This window comes from Bacillus cereus (assembly GCF_025917685.1).
In the GTDB taxonomy this organism is placed as follows: Bacteria; Bacillota; Bacilli; order Bacillales; family Bacillaceae_G; genus Bacillus_A; species Bacillus_A cereus_AT.
Map to the genome: position 1 here is coordinate 1,143,850 of NZ_CP089518.1, position 16,262 is coordinate 1,160,111.

A 16,262-nucleotide genomic window follows, 5' to 3' on the forward strand; every position below is an offset into this window, starting at 1 on the left:
GGAGCAATGAAAATGATACGAAAAGTTGTTATTGGATCTACTTTAGCGCTAGCAAGTGCCGCTTTATTACCTGTCGTAAGAAATACACTTCGTCCGCTTGTTGAATCGGGGGCAAGGGGTGTGAAGTCTACTTTTGAAACAATTAAAGAGGAAGTAGAAGATATTATTGTGGAAGCGAAAATGGATAGAATGCAAAAGCAATTTGAGAAAGAACTTTCTTATGTGGAAGATGACATTACTGATGAACAAGAAGTGATAGAAGCGGCAGCTGAACAAGCGCAAGATGAAGTGGAGGAGATTAAACATGATGCATAAAGCTGTAGAAAAAGCTGTAGAAAAAGATGTAGATCACCATTTGGAAAAAGCGTTAGAGCACTTTGAGCAGGCATTAGATTTAAGTATAAAAGCAGCATCGGAAAATAAAGCGATGCAAAAAGAAATTGCTACGAAAATGGGTTCATTCACTGGTGAGATTTTTCACTCGGTTCGTGAAAAAGGAAAAGAAAACCGTATGAATATTATGAAATGGTTCACTCTTCCTCGCTTTTAAGGGTGGAGTACGAAATGGAAAGAATATAGGGAGCTTTTAACTCCCTTATTCATATTCCATACTATGTATGTCGCATTAATTTTCGGAATGTTCAGAATTATAAAATCATTAAGGGGTGAAAGAATTAAATGGCGGCATGGATGATGATATTAGCATTAACGTTTTCATCAAGTATCGATAACTTAGGGGTAGGAATTTCTTATGGGATTCGCAACATACGAATTAGCCATTTTTCTAATCTTATCATTTCGGTTATTTGCTTTTTGTTTAGTGTGGCCGGGATTTATTTTGGATTATGGCTTTCAAAAATTTTGCCTGGGATTATGCCAGTAGTCATTGGTTCTTTCTTATTAGTTGTCATTGGTCTTCGAATTGTATTATTAGCAATTCCGCGTAAGGTGGTAGTTGAAGGAGCGGAAGGTGAAGTAGCATCTACGGAAATAAATGGTTTAACGAAAAATATAGGTGAATCTGGAGGAATCGGATTTGTAGAATCTATCTTTCTTGGCATTGGTCTGTCTGCTAATGCATTAACGAACGGATTAGGTGCTGGTTTATTCGGTTTGAATCCGATAGCAATATGTGTTACTGCGGCAATTGGTAGTTTCATAACAGTTTGGGGCGGAGTTGCATTAGGGAGAAAGATAGCTCACGTTCGTATTGGGAAATTTACTTTAGGGCAATTTGGAACATTGATCAGCGGAACGTTACTATTAATTATTGCATTTGCTGCCTTTTTTTGATTGATTTATCCCACTATTTTTGGGCTGATAATCAGTGGGGTGAACAAAACCCCCACTGATTAAAGTCTCACTTTATAGAAAGAGAAAGGGATGATAGTTTTAACATCAGATGAATAGAAGGTGAGAGAAAGTGAGATTGCTTTATAAAAGGTTGAAGTACTCTGAACTTGAGGCGGAATTACAATTAGTAGAAAGTGTTTTAAGTTCAGGATATTTTATTTTATTAGATATATTCTTTTTGTCTTCGTTATTAACAGTGTTAACTTTTTCCTTGCACCATTCATTTCTAGCTGCATTTTTCATTTTTATTAGTTCTTATATTGCTTGTAGTTGCATATTTTTTTTATTGAGAAAATGGTTGCAATAAGTTGCACTATTAAACTTTGCAGAAGAAGCTGTCTTGAAAAATTTCGATTTTTTGAGGTGGCTTTATTTTATGAATTGTAATATATTTTTACAAAATGTAAACATATATTACGAATTCCCGCCTTGTAACTTGGCAAAAAAATTTGTTAATATAATTGTATAGAAGTTGTAGTTATATTGCGTGTGTCAACTATGATTATTCTCATGAATAGAGGGGAATGGAATATGTCTGAAGGAACTGAAAGAAGTAATCTTGGGTTGTTATTAAAAGAATTACTGAAGGAAAAGTCTTTGTCAATGCGAAAACTGAGTGCGCTTACTGGAATTGATACTGCTACTATTTCAATGATTATAAATGGGAAGCGAAAAGCAAATCCGAAGCATTTGCAAAAGTTTGCAGATTGCCTTGGTATTCCGATTGCAGATTTATTTGTGGCGGCAGGTTATTCTATTGAAACAAAGCAGGAAGAACAATCTGATATTCAAGTATCCATTAATAACATTGAACATTTACTTGAATCTTCACAGTTATATGATCAAAAGTTTAGTATCGCGAATGTAGAGCAACAATTGGCTAATTACGAACAATATTCGCAAACAGAAGAAGGGAAAGAAACGATTGAAAAGGGGTTTACTGAGAAGATTCTGAAGGTAAGTAGTATTGGACCATTTATTAATGATTTGAAAGAATTGTATGAGAGATTTACGAAAAAGAAGGGGACACCTGTAGAACTAGCTTTAATGGGAAGTGCTCTCATCTATTTTATTCTATCAGTCGATGTGATTCCGGATTACATTTTTCCTATCGGTTATTTAGATGATGCTGTTGCTGTGCAACTTGTTTTAAATTTGTTATTGAAAAGATAAGATACTTATATGAATAGATAGATAAAGATATTTATATACCAATAGTTTGGATTATTTGTGTTGTTATGAATATACGAAAAAGGTGTACCCCGTGTTAGAACGGAGTACACCTTTTTCGTATGTTTGTAAGTTTTAGTTCACAGATCTTTCTGTATACTCATAAGCCTTCTCCCCATGCATCGAAATATCAAGCCCCATTTGTTCTTCGTGGTCATCGACGCGAACAGGAAGGAAGAAGTTAATAGTCTTAATAATGGCGTACGTCATTATGATTGTGAATGCATATGTCGCTCCGATTGCTACAATTTGTTTGAAAAGAAGTGCGGCATTTCCATAAAATAATCCGTTAGCACCATCGCTATTTACAGTAGTAGTTGCAAATAGTCCAGTTGCAATACCGCCCCAAGTTCCTCCGATGCCGTGGCATCCAAATGCATCAAGTGTATCGTCGTACCCGAATTTGTTTTTTAAGAAGAAGACAGCGCCGAAACATAATATACCGCCAATCGCTCCGATAAGAAGGGCGAAGAAAGGTGTAACAAATCCGCAAGCTGGTGTAATTGCGACTAAACCAGAAACAACCCCGCAAGCAGCTCCCATCGCAGTCGGTTTTGATTGGAAGAACCATTCAGAAAGCATCCAAGTTAGAGCTGAAGCAGCAGCGGCTATATTTGTATTAATAAATGCAGTTAAAGCTACGTCATTTAAAGATAATGCACTACCGACGTTAAAACCGAACCAGCCGAACCAGAGTAAGCCTGCGCCTAACATTGTAAATGGTAAATGATGAGGAGAGGTACCGCTTATGTTTTTTCGTTTTCCAAGGAAAATAGCTAATACAAGACCAGCAACACCAGATGTGATATGAACGACATTACCGCCAGCGAAGTCTAACGCACCAAGTTCTCTTAGCCACCCGCCAACACCCCACACCCAATGAGCGACGGGATTGTAAACGATTGTTGTCCAAAGAAGGATAAAAATAAGAAAGGCAGAAAATCGCATTCTTTCGGCGAATGCACCTGAAATTAAAGCGGGAGTTAAAATGGCGAACATGAGTTGGAACATCATAAATAAATTGTGAGGAATAGTAGATGAGTAGTCTGGATTTGGTGAGTAGGTAACTCCGTTTAGACCGAACCAATCGAGATTGCCAATAAGTCCGTACCAATCTGGTCCGAATGATAAAGAATAACCGATAACAATCCATTGAATCGAAACGATAGCCATTGCGCTATAACTATGCATTGTCGTGCTGAGTACGTTTTTACTGCGAACCATGCCCCCATAAAAAAGTGCCAATCCTGGTGTCATCAACATGACCATTACTGTCGTTACAAACATAAAAACTGTATCTCCCGTATTCATTCTCTCTCCTCCTATTGTGTTAGAAAAAATAACATCGTCTTGTTATGTTTCATATCATATTCGAAAAAGAAATAAAAATCAACTAAAAATTCAGAAAACTTTTTGGGTGATGTTAGAAAATCTAACATCAATTATTTTAGAGGAATGAAATCAGCGTATGCGATTTGTTTTAATAATTGGTATAATATTCTTACAATTAGAAGTTTGGGGGATGCGTGTGAAAAAAATATGGACTAAGGAACTATTCATTTGTTTTTGTTTAGCTATTATTTTGTTTGTACCAATACATACTTTTGCGGAAGAAAAAAGAGAATGGCGAGATGAAGTTATATATTCCATTATGATCGATCGTTTTAATAATGGAGAGCCAAAAAATGATAAGCAATTGGATGTTGGAAATTTAGAAGCGTACCAGGGTGGAGATATACGAGGGATTATAAAAAGATTGGATTACATAAAAGAAATGGGTTTTACTACTATTATGCTTTCACCGCTTTTTGAAAGTGAAAAGTATGATGGATTAGGCGTTCGAAATTTTCAAAAAGTAAATGAACATTTCGGAACAGAAAATGATGTGAAAGAGCTTGTAAATGAGGCTCACCAAAAAGGAATGAACGTTGTCTTTCAATTTCTATATGAAGAAAATGAACAACAATTAATAGAATCGATGAAATGGTGGATAAAAGAAGTTGATTTAGACGGAAGTTATGTGATACATAGTGAAAAAAAGCCACGTGCTTTTTGGGATGATGTACAAAAAGATTTGCAGACAATAAAGAAAGATTTTCGTATTATGACAAAGGGAGAGAATGAGTACTATAAAAAAATAGTAGAGTCATTTTCAAAAGCAGATATGTCTGTGAAACCTTTATATGATGTGAGCGGAAAAGAAGGGGAATTCACTACGTTTTTAGATAATCAAGAAACAAAGCGATTTGCACGTATTGCAAAAGAAAATATGTATTACCCGCCGTCCCGTTTAAAACTAGCGCTCACTTACTTATATACATCCCCGGGGATACCGAATTTTTATTACGGAACTGAAATCGCATTAGATGGAGGAGATGCTCCAGATAATAGACGATTAATGGATTTCAAATCGGATGAAAAGTTCATGCAACACATAACGAAGCTAGGTGAACTTAGACAAACGAGACCATCTTTACGACGCGGTACGTTTGAACTTCTATATGATAAAGATGGAATGAGTATATTAAAACGAAAGTATAAAGACGAAGTAACACTAGTAGCGATTAATAATACGAAAGAAACACAAAAAGTTTCCTTGCCTGTAAGTACAATTGGTGAAAAACAAGAGCTAAGAGGATTGTTAGAAGACGAAATTATAAGAGAAGAAAACGGAAATTTTTATCTCGTTTTAAAGCGTGAGGAATCGAATGTTTATAAAGTTAGCGGAGAAACAGGTGTGAATTGGTTATTTATCTCTTTAATCGTCGGTGTGAACGTGTTATTTATTGCGTTTTTAATTGCGGTTAAAAAGAAGCGTAGATAAGGTCATAATTTAGATAGAAAAGAAAAACTCCTCTCATTAGAGGAGTTTTTCTTTTTAGCGATAGTTAATGAACTGTACGTCGATTGGTAAGTCAACGCTGCGAACGGCTGCGATTACTGCTTGTAAGTCATCACGGCTTTTCGCTGTTACGCGTACTTGGTCATCTTGAACTTGTGTTTTCACTTTTAATTTCATTTCTTTAATGATGTTGTTGATTTTTTTCGCGTTATCTTTATCGATACCTTGTTGCAGAGTTGCACGTTGGCGAACAGTGTTACCAGATGCAGCTTCAACTTTTCCGTAGTCCAAGTTTTTGATTGGAACGTTACGTTTTACAAGTTTAGCAATTAGAACGTCTTTTACTTGGTCTAATTTAAACTCGTCATCAGAAGTTAAAACAAGTACTTCCTTTTCTAATTTAATATCACTTTTACTACCTTTAAAGTCATATCGGTTTTGGATTTCCTTTAATGCGATGTTAATTGCGTTTGTTACTTCAGGTAATTCTACTTTCGAAACGATGTCAAAAGAACTCTCTTTTGCCATAGTTAGCACCTCCAAATAAATTTCTATCTTTTAATGCACCTAAATAGGCTATGTAATATACATATTAAAGTATAACGGAAAATACATCGATTAGATAGAGTGTTGCAACTTAAGTGTTTTGACGGATCATCCGTAGGGTAATATAGTCCTATAGATAAAGTCTTTATTTAATTATAGTGAATTTTGGGCAGTTGGACAAATAAAGGAAAAATCGTGTTATAATTAACTTTTGTTTGGAATGATAAAAAAGATAACTTTATATATATAGAAGGGAATTAAAAAATATGTATTTGCAATTAGGATCGATTGAACAGGTAACTGTTTTACGCGAAACGGAAATCGGATATATGGTTGGAAACGAAGAGGAAGAAATCTTCCTACATAAAAACGAATTAGCTGGAGAAATTGCAGAAGGCGATACGATTGATGTATTCTTATACCTTGATCACCAAAATCGTATTTCAGCAACAATGAAGGAACCAATTATTACAACACATGATTGGAATTGGGTAAAGGTTGTAGAAGTTATTCCTAGTTTAGGTGTGTTTGTTGATATTGGTGTATCAAAAGATATACTAATTCCACTTGATGAGTTTCCAATTTATATGCCAGTATGGCCTCAAGAAGGCGACGAATTATATTGTACGTTAAAATTAACGAATCGTGATCGTTTAATTGCTCTTCCGGCAAGAGACAGTGATATGCAAGAAATTATCGTAGATGCAACGCCATCTATGCGTAATAAAAACGTAAATGGACGTGTGTATCGTTCACTTCAAGTTGGTTCATTCATACTAACTGACGAGCATTTCCGTGCTTTCTTACACCATACAGAAAGAAAAGAACAAGTCCGCATCGGTGAGCGCGTAACAGGTCGTATTATTGACGTGAAAGATGACGGTACAATCAACATTTCACTTCTTCCTCGTAAAGAAGAAGGAATGGAAGATGATGCTGCAGTAGTTTATGAATATATGGAAGAACGAGGCGGAGCAATGCCGTTTTGGGATAAGAGCCACCCAGAAGACATTAAAGAACGTTTCAACATGAGTAAAGCTGCATTTAAGCGTGCACTTGGTAAACTGATGAAAGAAGAGAAGATTTACCAAGAAGAAGGCTGGACTTACTTTAAGAAATAAAGTGGACTAAAAAGAACTATCTTTTCTCTAAAATTATTAGGGAAGAGATAGTTCTTTTTGCGTTTAGCAAAAATTGAGAGGGGAGTAAGAGAATCGTTGGAAGAGGAATATTTTAAAGAATATAGAAAGGATAGATAGTTATATCTATATGAAAGAGAAGTTGAATTTATTTTTAATGGAAAAGAAAAGAGAAGAGGTGTGTAAATGAAATATTATAACGCTGGATACCTCATAATTTCCTACGATAGGGAACTTATCTATAAAGAATGCAATATTGAGGGGCTGTCACAAACGATTTTAACGATATGTAATGGGATTCGGCCTACATTTCCGGATTATTGGTTTTTTCCTTGGTGTAATTCAAATGAAAATGACCCTATTGCTCAGATGATAAATGCAAGATTGAAGATTAGTAAAGAGGGGCATGAAAGTGTACAATCTTTTTTAGATACATTAATGCGAGAAAAAAAGTTCGCATGGCCGAATACTTTTAAATCTTTAAAGGATGCGCGATTTTTTAAGCGAAATTATTTAAAGGGGATAGAAAATCTGGAGATTATTAGTTTGTATCTTTCAGAAGAGTATCGGACGAATTTTTTAATGAATGAGCGAGAAGAAAATGACTTTGAAGTTTCTATATATGATTTTCTCGAAAGTGCATTACCTGCTGATGTTGAAAACGATGAAATATTAGGATTTGATATATGTGGTTTTAGTAACAATAATTTTTATTCTTTTATTCATAATAATTTACAAGAGGATTTTGGCAAGAAATTAAATGATTTATCACTTGTTGATAAGTATGAAGATGCAAAGCGGATTATCGGTTTGATTGATGATGGGGAAATTGAGGCGGAAGAGGTATTGTGGTATGCGTGGTTAATTTTGAAATGCGTATAATCTGTTAAAGAAAGAGGTATAAGCATCGGATTAAAAGGGAGGCATTATAGTGCAAGAAAATGTACTAGAACAATTAATAAAACGTCTTTCCGTATTATCGTCCAAAAAAGAATGTGAAATATTAGCGGTGGATTTAAATGATATATATGAGAGTAGTAAAAGCTTTGAAAAAATGCTTGAAAATATGATGCACTCTCAGCAGTCTAAAGAAGGCTTAATAGATGCGTTAATTGAAGTAGAGATAGAGTTAGATCATATAAATTGGCATTATAAAAGCTTGAAGAAAAAATTGAAAATATTGATGAAAGATTAAAAAGCACGACCTTATTTGAACAAATAAGATCGTGCTTTATTTTAGTTCTCTTTCCCGAAAAGATGAGAAAATGTATCTTTTAAGTCACTGTCATTTATTTTAATATTCGCCTTTTTTAATTCATCTTGTAATAATTGTTGACCGAAGGAAGGATCGGCAATACGTTCTTCTTCTAAGTCTTTACGTATAGAGTCTTTCACTTTATCGTAAGGTTCTAAATCTTTTTTATCAGTTAGTTTAATAATGTGATAGCCGTTTGCTGATTTAACGGGATCGCTAATTTGCCCAACCTTTAATTTATAGGCAGCTTTTTCGAATTCAGGTGTCATTTTTCCTGCCCTGAAGTACCCGAGGTCTCCGCCATTATCTTTTGATATTACATCTTGAGATTCTTGTTTTGCTAACTCTTCAAATGAAGCGCCGGTATCCAATTTTTTCTTTATTTCTTTTGCTTCATTTTCGTCACTTACTAAAATGTGACTAGCTTTAATTTCTGGTTTATAGTGGTCTTTTACATCTTTTTCTGTAACGCTTTGTTTAATCGCTTCATTCAATGCGAGTTTGAATCTAATTTGATCTTTGAAATCTTCTTCATCTTTTAAACGATTATTTTCTAGTGCTGCTTTGAATTGGTCTCCATATTGATTTTTTGCTTTTTCTACTTCTTTATCTACTGCATCATCAGATACTTTATATTTTTTAGTGATAACATCTTGTGCTACCATTTCATATAGCATGTCTTTTCCATAGCGATCTTTTAATTGCTTTTCGAAATCGCTCTTCGTAATGGTTGAGTTGGTTGTTGTGGCGATTGTGGCCGAGTCATTTTTTTGTCCGCAAGCAGATAGCATTATTATACTTATTAGTGCAGTGATAATGAATATACTTTTTCCTTTCATGCTAACACCTCATCCGAATATGTTATCGCTATTGTAGAATATAGAAGTGAACATGAAGTGAATTTTTAATGTTTTTTTTCTGTAAAATGTAAAAAAAGTACATCAACATTAATGTTGATGTACGATGTAATCAAAGGTGATCGGTTTTCTTAGAATATGCACGTTTTCCTTGCTGAATATTTTTTTGCTCTTGTTCATTTTTTTGAGTGCGCTTTGCATTATTATCGCGTGCTTTTTTGTCGTTATCGCTCGTATGTGGCATATGTATCAACTCCATTTCTAAACGTTGTATGTTTATCATTTCCTTTTTCGTAAAGACTATGTATAGCGGTGCATTCATGAATACTAAAGGTGGATTAGAAATGGATTTGAAGCTGAATTATACGGAACTTATTAAGAAGTTAGTCGTTGTGATTATTGCAGGTTTATTAAATGCGATTGGGATGAATTTATTTTTAACGCCAGCTAAAGTATATGCGAGTGGCTTTGCTGGATTATCTCAATTATTATCACAAATGTTAGGTGACTTTTTATCTATTCACATATCTACGGGTGTATTGTTTAGTTTATTTAATATTCCTGTCGTTATTTTAGCATGGAAAAAGGTTGGGAAGGCTTTTACATTTTTTAGTTTTCTTTGCGTTGTATTTATGACTTTGTTTTTAGAAATTATCCCAGTTAGAGCGGTTTCGAACGATATCATATTGAATGCGATTTTTGGTGGTATTATTTCAGCGATTGGGGTAGGGATTGCTTTAAAGTGGGGTGCTTCTACAGGGGGCCTAGATATTATCGCCATGATTTTATCTAAAATAAAAGATAAGCCTGTCGGTACGTATTTTTTCTTCTTTAATGCACTTATCATTATCGCTGCTGGCTACGTATATGGATGGGAAAAGGCATTATATACTTTAGTCACTTTGTATGTATCAACGAGAATTATTGATGCGATTCATACCCGTCACGTGAAGATTACGGCACTAATTGTTACAAAGAACGGGGGAGATGTGAGAAAAGCGATTCACTCTCGTTTAGTGAGAGGGATTACAACTATACCAGCAACAGGTGCTTATACAAATGAAAATAAAGAAATGTTAATGATTGTTATTACTCGTTACGAGTTGTACGAATTAGAGAGGGTTATCAAACAGGTGGACCCAGGTGCATTTACAAATATACTGCAAACGGTCGGTGTGTTTGGATTGTTTAGAAAAGATTAAAGAGGACCAAAGCTGGTCCTCTTTTTTAATGCGAATTCGTAATGTTTTGCAATTGCTCCTGCATTTCACGTAGCTGAACTTTTTCAGCAGTTGAAGAGTTTGCATAAGCAGAGTGCAAAGAGTTTTTTGCTCTATAAACGAGTTCCTGTTGTTCAGCGCCACTTGAACAAGAAACGGCACTTGCAACAGCGTCTCTAGCTTGTTGGAATAGTAAGTTCCCCATTTAAACCCCTCCAAATGAAGAGTTACTTCTCGCTTTTTCTGCCTCAGCTAATGTACCTCTGTACGGGAATCTTGCATCATGCTTCATAACAGCATCGGCTCCTTGCTGGATAAAACGTTTTGATTTGTTCTTTTTACCCATTCGAAAAACCCCCTTTATTTAGCTGAAAACAATTGACGCGCTGACTTTTGCGTCTAATAATAGTATGAGCGTTTGGCGAGAAACTATAAGCAGGGAATTTTTAGATTACAACCCAAGAACCTCTTCTAAATATAGAGCGATCCCATCTTCTTCATTCGTTAATGTTGTATGATTTGCGAGTGATTTCAGCTCAGGAATTGCATTACCCATAGCGATGCCATGACCAGCAAATTCGATCATTTCAAAGTCGTTATCTTCATCACCAAAAGCGATAATTCGCTCTTTGGGAATATTGTAATGACCTGAAATTTTTTGTAATCCGACAGCTTTATTTAATCCGCTTTTTACAATTTCAATAATTGGCCAAGGTGCCCCCCATTTTCTATGATCGATGACTTCAGCGTGCATATCTGTTAAATGCTGGCGAATGGCAGCGGAATGCTCGTCATGTGCATCGATTAATAAGCAAGTTGGATGGTCGTTTAAAATATTTAATAAATCTCCTGTGAAAATCTTTGGAGAACCGAATTCGAAAATATGTTTTTTATCTTCATCAATTTCACGGACATACACATCATCCATGACTTCAGCATAGACATTTTTCACGCCGAAATCAAAGCAAGCTCGGACGATTTCTTGCGCTGTTGAAAGTTCAAGAGGAGAGTGATGTGTTCCCCAACTTGAATCAAGTGGGTGATGCACGTAAGCGCCGTTAAAGTTTACGATTGGTGTGTTAAGGCTAAGTTCTTTATAATAATCGTAACTAGCGCGGAATGGACGCCCTGTTGAAATAACAACAATATGTCCTTGTTCTTTTGCTTTTGCAATTGTGTTTTTAGTTCTTGGAGAAATTATTTTGTTGTCTGTTAATAAAGTTCCGTCTAAGTCTAATGCGATTAAATGTTGTTTATTCATAATTTCACCTCTTATAATAATTTTTTTGTTTCTATCTGTATTTCCGTTTTTAATATGCAGAAATAAGAGGTTAGACTGGGTGAAACTACTGTAAATGAAAGTTTCACTATATATCCATCTTACGTCGCGAAGCGCTGTGGTGTCTACTATTTCTCATTGGAAATTAGGAAAAGTCAACATCTTTTTAGAAAGTTCAAACAATGTTTCTTTCATTATGTATAATTTGTGAAAGGGGTTACATTGTTTGAACGATGCGACTTATAATGAACATGTAATCTTCTCGTATATGTTTGACTCTCCTTTGAAACTGGCCTAAAGTAGGTTGGTTTCTTTTTTTTCAACAAATATGTCAATAATTCCTGCTTAAGCTTGTGTAATTATATATATGTGCATGAGTAAACGGTAGTACTTGTTTCCTAAACATGACAGAAAAGCTTTCTTTTAAAATGGATATACTAATGAGGCAAGACGTCATGGAAGGAGAATGGAAATGGGACAAAATCGCAGGTTTCGTTCAGGGCAAAAAGCGCCAAATGATGGCATTTATGTAGAAATTGGTGAAACGGGAAGTATGGTGAAAGATCCACAAATGGTGAAATTAACTGCCGGGGATAGGTTCCCAGAGAACACAAATCATAACCGTCAGTGGACATATAAAAGAAAACCGTAACAGAAGCCGCAATCGTTATTGCGGCTTTTTTGCTTAGAAAAATGAATGTTACTTTTTGCATTTTCCAATAATAAGTTTGAAATACATAAGCAAAATTATTGTATAAAAAAGTCAGTTGGCGTATAATCAAATCAAAGGTCAAAGAAAGTCAAACGTTTGGAGGACGGTAAAGATGGACTTAAATCAAATGACAACGAAAACACAGGAAGCGATTATGAGTGCTCAGTCTTTAGCGGTATCTCATCATCATCAAGAAGTAGATACTGTTCATCTATTGCTTACGTTATTAGAGCAGCAAGACGGATTGGCAGTACGTATTTTTCAAAAAATGAATGTCGATATAGAAGCGTTAAAGCAAGGCGCCGAAAGTTTAATTAAGAAAAAGCCTTCTGTAACTGGAAGCGGGGCAGAGGCTGGGAAATTATATGTAACCGGTGCTTTGCAACAACTGCTTGTAAGAGCAGGGAAAGAAGCAGAGAAATTGCAGGATGATTACATTTCAATCGAACATGTATTGCTTGCTTTTTCTGAAGAGAAAGGCGATATAAATCAATTATTTACGAGATTTCATATTACGAAAGATAACTTATTACAGTCTTTAATGACAGTTCGGGGGAATCAGAGAGTGACTAGTCAAAATCCAGAAGCAACTTATGAAGCGTTAGAAAAATATGGACGTGATTTAGTGGCTGAAGTGAGAGCAGGGAAAATTGATCCTGTAATTGGCCGAGATAGTGAGATTCGCCGCGTGATCCGCATTCTTTCACGCAAAACGAAAAACAACCCTGTTTTAATTGGTGAGCCAGGTGTTGGTAAAACAGCAATCGTTGAAGGATTAGCGCAACGTATTGTGAAAAAGGATGTCCCAGAAGGATTAAAAGATAGAACAATCTTCGCTTTAGATATGAGTGCACTTGTGGCCGGAGCAAAATTCCGCGGTGAGTTTGAAGAGCGTCTGCAAGCTGTATTAAATGAAATTAAAAAGAGTGAAGGGCGTATTTTATTATTCATTGATGAACTTCATACAATCGTCGGTGCTGGTAAAACAGAAGGAGCGATGGATGCAGGGAATATGTTAAAACCGATGCTAGCTCGTGGTGAACTGCATTGTATCGGGGCAACGACGCTCGATGAATATCGTAAATATATCGAGAAAGATCCAGCGTTAGAAAGACGTTTCCAACAAGTATTAGCAGAAGAGCCAACTGTTGAGGATACAATTTCAATTTTACGTGGTTTAAAAGAGCGTTTTGAGATTTATCACGGTGTAAATATTCATGACCGTGCAATTGTAGCGGCATCGGTTTTATCAGATCGATATATTTCAGATCGTTTCTTACCCGATAAAGCAATTGACCTTGTCGATGAAGCCTGTGCAACAATCCGAACAGAAATTGATTCTATGCCAACAGAATTAGATGAAGTAACGCGTCGTATTATGCAATTAGAAATTGAAGAAGCTGCCCTTGGGAAAGAAAAGGACTTTGGTAGCCAAGAACGCCTAAAAACATTACAACGTGAATTATCGGACTTAAAAGAAGTTGCAAGCGGTATGAGAGCGAAATGGGAGAAGGAAAAAGAAGACATTCACAAAGTTCGTGACTTACGTGAACATTTAGAACGCTTGCGCCGTGAGTTAGAAGAAGCAGAAGGCAATTACGATTTAAACAAAGCGGCTGAACTTCGCCACGGAAAAATTCCAGCTATCGAAAAAGAGTTAAAAGAATCGGAAGAAATGGGTGCGCATAATAAACAAGAAAATCGCTTATTACGTGAGGAAGTAAGTGAAGAAGAAATTGCAGATATTGTTTCACGCTGGACTGGTATTCCTGTCGCAAAACTCGTTGAAGGTGAACGTGAGAAATTATTACGTCTAGAACAAATTTTATCAGAGCGTGTTATCGGTCAAGAGGAAGCGGTAAGCCTTGTATCAGATGCAGTACTTCGTGCTCGCGCTGGAATTAAAGATCCGAATCGTCCAATTGGTTCATTTATTTTCTTAGGACCTACAGGTGTTGGTAAAACTGAGCTTGCAAAAACGTTAGCACAAACGTTATTTGACAGTGAAGAGCAAATGATTCGTATCGATATGTCTGAGTACATGGAAAAACACGCAGTGTCACGCTTAATTGGTGCGCCTCCTGGATATGTGGGATATGAAGAGGGCGGACAATTAACAGAAGCAGTAAGACGTAAACCGTATTCTGTTATTTTGTTAGACGAAATCGAAAAGGCGCATCCAGAAGTATTCAACATTTTATTACAAATGTTAGACGATGGACGCATTACAGATTCACAAGGACGTACAGTAGACTTTAAAAATACGGTTATTATTATGACTTCAAATATTGGATCTGCTCACTTATTAGAAGGGCTAGAAGAAGATGGCTCTATTAAAGAAGAGTCAAGAGAACTTGTAATGGGACAATTAAGAGGACATTTCCGACCAGAATTCTTAAACCGTGTCGATGAAATTATTTTATTCAAACCTCTTACAAGGAATGAAATTAAAGGTATTGTTGATAAGATTGTACAAGAATTACAAGGGCGTTTAGCAGATCGCCACATTACAGTAGAATTAACGGAATCTGCAAAAGAATTTGTTGTAGAAGCTGGATTCGATCCGATGTACGGAGCTCGTCCCTTAAAACGATACGTACAACGTCAGGTGGAAACGAGATTAGCGAGAGAATTAATTGCAGGAACGATTACTGATAATAGTCACGTAGTTATTGATGTAGCAAATAATGAGTTAGTCGTTCATGTGCAATAAAAATAAAAAAAGAGTTCGGATAAAATCCGGACTCTTTTTTTAGTGTTGTTCTACTGGCTCGTTTGGAATCGTAGCTGAAATCGCTAGTACTAATACAGCAAGAACAACTGAGAAAATAGACGCTTGGTTAAAATCGTATGTACCGCCAGTCATAGAACCGATTACATAGCTCATCATATGTACAAGCGCGAACGACCAAATTAATGCCCAAATGAAACGCATATTTTACACCTCTATTCGTTCAATCTGTCCTTATTGTAACACAATTGAAAAAAGAATATAGAAAAATATTTGTAGATTTTTCAACGCAAATTTGCATTCTGTTCATACATTATAAAAGAGTACTTTTATACGTTTAGAAAATAAGGCGGGGGAAAAATGAGTATTACGGAACGTTTTTTTTACTTAGAAAAAGAACCATGTGTAATTTATTTACCGGAAAAGCCAAATGGATTTTCTGTTATGCTCCTAGGAGATTATAACTATTTTATTGAGAATGGTACAAGTTTATGGACACAGCATGCGGGAAAATCTTATTTTTTACATGGCCTTATTGAGGAAGGCTACACGGTCTTTTCTTCTAATTTATATGGAAGACACTGGGGGAATGACCAATCTGTTCGCCTAGCGAAACGTTTATATGATGTTGTTTTGAGAAAAGAGACATTAAATACGAAAATGCACATTATGGCAGATGGTATGGGTGCGCTTGTAGCGCTTGAAATGATGAACAAATACCCTGAAAGTATACGTTCTGTCATTATGTTAAATCCGTGTTTAGATTTGCCAGAATATGTGGAGTTCGAAAAAGAGCATAAGTTTTTTTACAAAAGATTAGTGAAGGAATTAAGTTTGGCGTATGATTCCAAAGAAGAAGAATTAGAATCAAAAATAAATAAGAAATCATTTACGCTTCTTCCGTCTTGTGTACCCGTTAAAATTTTCGTATCAACACAAGAAAAAAGAGGAAGAAAACAATTGTTACGTAAATACGAGAAAATGAGGCAATTAAATCAATGCGATACTTCTGTCTTATTCCATCTCCAAGATGTGAAATATAAAATGGTTAGACAAACGACGGATTTCTTTAAAAAATATGAAGAAGAATTGTGAAGC

21 protein-coding genes are annotated in these 16,262 nt (G+C 35.7%); 13 read left to right on the forward strand and 8 right to left on the reverse strand.

Annotation, left to right across the window (positions count from 1 at the left end):
* Positions 1-12: 12 nt before the first annotated feature.
* The 5 genes from LUS72_RS05845 (at position 13) to LUS72_RS05860 (ending at position 2,526) form a co-directional block, all read left to right on the forward strand.
* Positions 13-315 carry a hypothetical protein gene (locus LUS72_RS05845; protein WP_002170806.1) on the forward strand — a complete coding sequence of 101 codons (303 nt, stop codon included), beginning with the start codon at positions 13-15 and terminating at the stop codon, positions 313-315.
* On the forward strand, positions 305-550 hold the full coding sequence (locus tag LUS72_RS05850) for a hypothetical protein (RefSeq protein WP_097830014.1): 246 nt from the start codon (positions 305-307) through the stop codon (positions 548-550). The genes LUS72_RS05845 and LUS72_RS05850 overlap by 11 nt, the downstream gene beginning before the upstream one ends.
* 128 nt (positions 551-678) lie before the next feature.
* Entirely contained in the window at positions 679-1,293 is a 615-nt protein-coding gene (gene ytaF, locus LUS72_RS05855) for a sporulation membrane protein YtaF (protein ID WP_097830015.1), read from the forward strand.
* Between the two features lie 130 nt (positions 1,294-1,423).
* Positions 1,424-1,660, forward strand: coding sequence for a hypothetical protein (locus LUS72_RS27230; protein WP_002170809.1), 237 nt, complete (start codon positions 1,424-1,426; stop codon positions 1,658-1,660).
* A 224-nt stretch (positions 1,661-1,884) separates the two neighbouring features.
* A complete protein-coding gene (locus LUS72_RS05860; RefSeq protein ID WP_097830016.1) occupies positions 1,885-2,526 on the forward strand; it encodes a helix-turn-helix domain-containing protein in 642 nt (213 codons plus the stop codon).
* 132 nt (positions 2,527-2,658) lie between these two features.
* Here LUS72_RS05860 and LUS72_RS05865 read toward each other — a convergent pair whose 3' ends face one another.
* Entirely contained in the window at positions 2,659-3,894 is a 1,236-nt protein-coding gene (locus LUS72_RS05865) for an ammonium transporter (protein ID WP_264448703.1), read from the reverse strand.
* A gap of 157 nt (positions 3,895-4,051) precedes the next feature.
* On the opposite strand from LUS72_RS05865, the gene LUS72_RS05870 reads away from it, so the two are divergent.
* Complete coding sequence (locus tag LUS72_RS05870) at positions 4,052-5,407, forward strand: alpha-amylase family glycosyl hydrolase (protein WP_264448704.1); 1,356 nt, start codon at positions 4,052-4,054, stop codon at positions 5,405-5,407.
* 54 nt (positions 5,408-5,461) lie between these two features.
* On the opposite strand, the gene LUS72_RS05875 is transcribed toward LUS72_RS05870, so the two are convergent.
* Positions 5,462-5,953 (reverse strand): YajQ family cyclic di-GMP-binding protein, encoded by a 492-nt coding sequence (locus tag LUS72_RS05875; RefSeq protein ID WP_001051113.1) that lies wholly within the window; start codon positions 5,951-5,953, stop codon positions 5,462-5,464.
* Between the two features lie 284 nt (positions 5,954-6,237).
* On the opposite strand from LUS72_RS05875, the gene LUS72_RS05880 reads away from it, so the two are divergent.
* From LUS72_RS05880 to LUS72_RS05890, 3 genes are all read left to right on the forward strand, one after another.
* Positions 6,238-7,092, forward strand: a complete 855-nt coding sequence (locus LUS72_RS05880; RefSeq protein WP_097830018.1) for a CvfB family protein — start codon at positions 6,238-6,240, stop codon at positions 7,090-7,092.
* A 204-nt stretch (positions 7,093-7,296) separates the two neighbouring features.
* Positions 7,297-7,992, forward strand: a complete 696-nt coding sequence (locus LUS72_RS05885) for a hypothetical protein (RefSeq protein ID WP_264448705.1) — start codon at positions 7,297-7,299, stop codon at positions 7,990-7,992.
* A 49-nt stretch (positions 7,993-8,041) separates the two neighbouring features.
* Positions 8,042-8,305 carry a hypothetical protein gene (locus LUS72_RS05890; RefSeq protein WP_141533310.1) on the forward strand — a complete coding sequence of 88 codons (264 nt, stop codon included), beginning with the start codon at positions 8,042-8,044 and terminating at the stop codon, positions 8,303-8,305.
* A 41-nt stretch (positions 8,306-8,346) separates the two neighbouring features.
* Here LUS72_RS05890 and prsA read toward each other — a convergent pair whose 3' ends face one another.
* Positions 8,347-9,204, reverse strand: a complete 858-nt coding sequence (prsA, locus tag LUS72_RS05895) for a peptidylprolyl isomerase PrsA (RefSeq protein WP_097830021.1) — start codon at positions 9,202-9,204, stop codon at positions 8,347-8,349.
* Between the two features lie 130 nt (positions 9,205-9,334).
* Entirely contained in the window at positions 9,335-9,466 is a 132-nt protein-coding gene (locus tag LUS72_RS05900; protein ID WP_001120851.1) for a DUF3941 domain-containing protein, read from the reverse strand.
* Positions 9,467-9,566: 100 nt separating this feature from the next.
* On the opposite strand from LUS72_RS05900, the gene LUS72_RS05905 reads away from it, so the two are divergent.
* Positions 9,567-10,424 (forward strand): YitT family protein, encoded by an 858-nt coding sequence (locus tag LUS72_RS05905; protein WP_097830022.1) that lies wholly within the window; start codon positions 9,567-9,569, stop codon positions 10,422-10,424.
* 25 nt (positions 10,425-10,449) lie between these two features.
* Here the strand turns inward: LUS72_RS05905 and LUS72_RS05910 are convergent, their stop codons facing one another.
* The 3 genes from LUS72_RS05910 to LUS72_RS05920 form a co-directional block, all read right to left on the reverse strand.
* Positions 10,450-10,647 (reverse strand): DUF3813 domain-containing protein, encoded by a 198-nt coding sequence (locus tag LUS72_RS05910; RefSeq protein ID WP_000527405.1) that lies wholly within the window; start codon positions 10,645-10,647, stop codon positions 10,450-10,452.
* Entirely contained in the window at positions 10,648-10,788 is a 141-nt protein-coding gene (locus tag LUS72_RS05915) for a hypothetical protein (protein WP_000516816.1), read from the reverse strand.
* A gap of 105 nt (positions 10,789-10,893) precedes the next feature.
* Positions 10,894-11,703, reverse strand: a complete 810-nt coding sequence (locus tag LUS72_RS05920; RefSeq protein ID WP_001041222.1) for a Cof-type HAD-IIB family hydrolase — start codon at positions 11,701-11,703, stop codon at positions 10,894-10,896.
* A gap of 490 nt (positions 11,704-12,193) precedes the next feature.
* Between LUS72_RS05920 and LUS72_RS05925 the strand changes: the two genes are divergently transcribed.
* Both LUS72_RS05925 and clpB read left to right on the forward strand, forming a co-directional pair.
* Positions 12,194-12,373: a YjzC family protein gene (locus LUS72_RS05925; protein ID WP_071744626.1), complete on the forward strand. Its 180-nt coding sequence runs from the start codon at positions 12,194-12,196 to the stop codon at positions 12,371-12,373.
* A gap of 172 nt (positions 12,374-12,545) precedes the next feature.
* Entirely contained in the window at positions 12,546-15,146 is a 2,601-nt protein-coding gene (clpB, locus tag LUS72_RS05930) for an ATP-dependent chaperone ClpB (protein WP_097830024.1), read from the forward strand.
* A 39-nt stretch (positions 15,147-15,185) separates the two neighbouring features.
* On the opposite strand, the gene LUS72_RS05935 is transcribed toward clpB, so the two are convergent.
* Positions 15,186-15,368 carry a YjzD family protein gene (locus LUS72_RS05935; protein ID WP_001211113.1) on the reverse strand — a complete coding sequence of 61 codons (183 nt, stop codon included), beginning with the start codon at positions 15,366-15,368 and terminating at the stop codon, positions 15,186-15,188.
* 156 nt (positions 15,369-15,524) lie between these two features.
* Here LUS72_RS05935 and LUS72_RS05940 point away from each other — a divergent pair, with 156 nt between their 5' ends.
* A complete protein-coding gene (locus tag LUS72_RS05940; RefSeq protein ID WP_097830025.1) occupies positions 15,525-16,259 on the forward strand; it encodes a lipase family protein in 735 nt (244 codons plus the stop codon).
* Positions 16,260-16,262: the final 3 nt, after the last annotated feature.

Excerpts from the sequence above, each read along its gene's own strand:
- LUS72_RS05940 (WP_097830025.1), top strand. The coding sequence starts at position 15,525 with ATGAGTATTACGGAACGTTTTTTTTACTTAGAAAAAGAACCATGTGTA.
- LUS72_RS05920 (WP_001041222.1), bottom strand. The coding sequence starts at position 11,703 with ATGAATAAACAACATTTAATCGCATTAGACTTAGACGGAACTTTATTA.
- LUS72_RS05880 (WP_097830018.1), top strand. The coding sequence starts at position 6,238 with ATGTATTTGCAATTAGGATCGATTGAACAGGTAACTGTTTTACGCGAA.
- LUS72_RS05870 (WP_264448704.1), top strand. The coding sequence starts at position 4,052 with ATGCGATTTGTTTTAATAATTGGTATAATATTCTTACAATTAGAAGTT.
- prsA (WP_097830021.1), bottom strand. The coding sequence starts at position 9,204 with ATGAAAGGAAAAAGTATATTCATTATCACTGCACTAATAAGTATAATA.
- LUS72_RS05900 (WP_001120851.1), bottom strand. The coding sequence starts at position 9,466 with ATGCCACATACGAGCGATAACGACAAAAAAGCACGCGATAATAATGCA.
- clpB (WP_097830024.1), top strand. The coding sequence starts at position 12,546 with ATGGACTTAAATCAAATGACAACGAAAACACAGGAAGCGATTATGAGT.
- LUS72_RS05860 (WP_097830016.1), top strand. The coding sequence starts at position 1,885 with ATGTCTGAAGGAACTGAAAGAAGTAATCTTGGGTTGTTATTAAAAGAA.
- LUS72_RS05885 (WP_264448705.1), top strand. The coding sequence starts at position 7,297 with ATGAAATATTATAACGCTGGATACCTCATAATTTCCTACGATAGGGAA.
- LUS72_RS05850 (WP_097830014.1), top strand. The coding sequence starts at position 305 with ATGATGCATAAAGCTGTAGAAAAAGCTGTAGAAAAAGATGTAGATCAC.
- ytaF (WP_097830015.1), top strand. The coding sequence starts at position 679 with ATGGCGGCATGGATGATGATATTAGCATTAACGTTTTCATCAAGTATC.
- LUS72_RS05875 (WP_001051113.1), bottom strand. The coding sequence starts at position 5,953 with ATGGCAAAAGAGAGTTCTTTTGACATCGTTTCGAAAGTAGAATTACCT.
- LUS72_RS05910 (WP_000527405.1), bottom strand. The coding sequence starts at position 10,647 with ATGGGGAACTTACTATTCCAACAAGCTAGAGACGCTGTTGCAAGTGCC.
- LUS72_RS05865 (WP_264448703.1), bottom strand. The coding sequence starts at position 3,894 with ATGAATACGGGAGATACAGTTTTTATGTTTGTAACGACAGTAATGGTC.
- LUS72_RS05915 (WP_000516816.1), bottom strand. The coding sequence starts at position 10,788 with ATGGGTAAAAAGAACAAATCAAAACGTTTTATCCAGCAAGGAGCCGAT.
- LUS72_RS05935 (WP_001211113.1), bottom strand. The coding sequence starts at position 15,368 with ATGCGTTTCATTTGGGCATTAATTTGGTCGTTCGCGCTTGTACATATG.
- LUS72_RS05845 (WP_002170806.1), top strand. The coding sequence starts at position 13 with ATGATACGAAAAGTTGTTATTGGATCTACTTTAGCGCTAGCAAGTGCC.
- LUS72_RS05905 (WP_097830022.1), top strand. The coding sequence starts at position 9,567 with ATGGATTTGAAGCTGAATTATACGGAACTTATTAAGAAGTTAGTCGTT.
- LUS72_RS05925 (WP_071744626.1), top strand. The coding sequence starts at position 12,194 with ATGGGACAAAATCGCAGGTTTCGTTCAGGGCAAAAAGCGCCAAATGAT.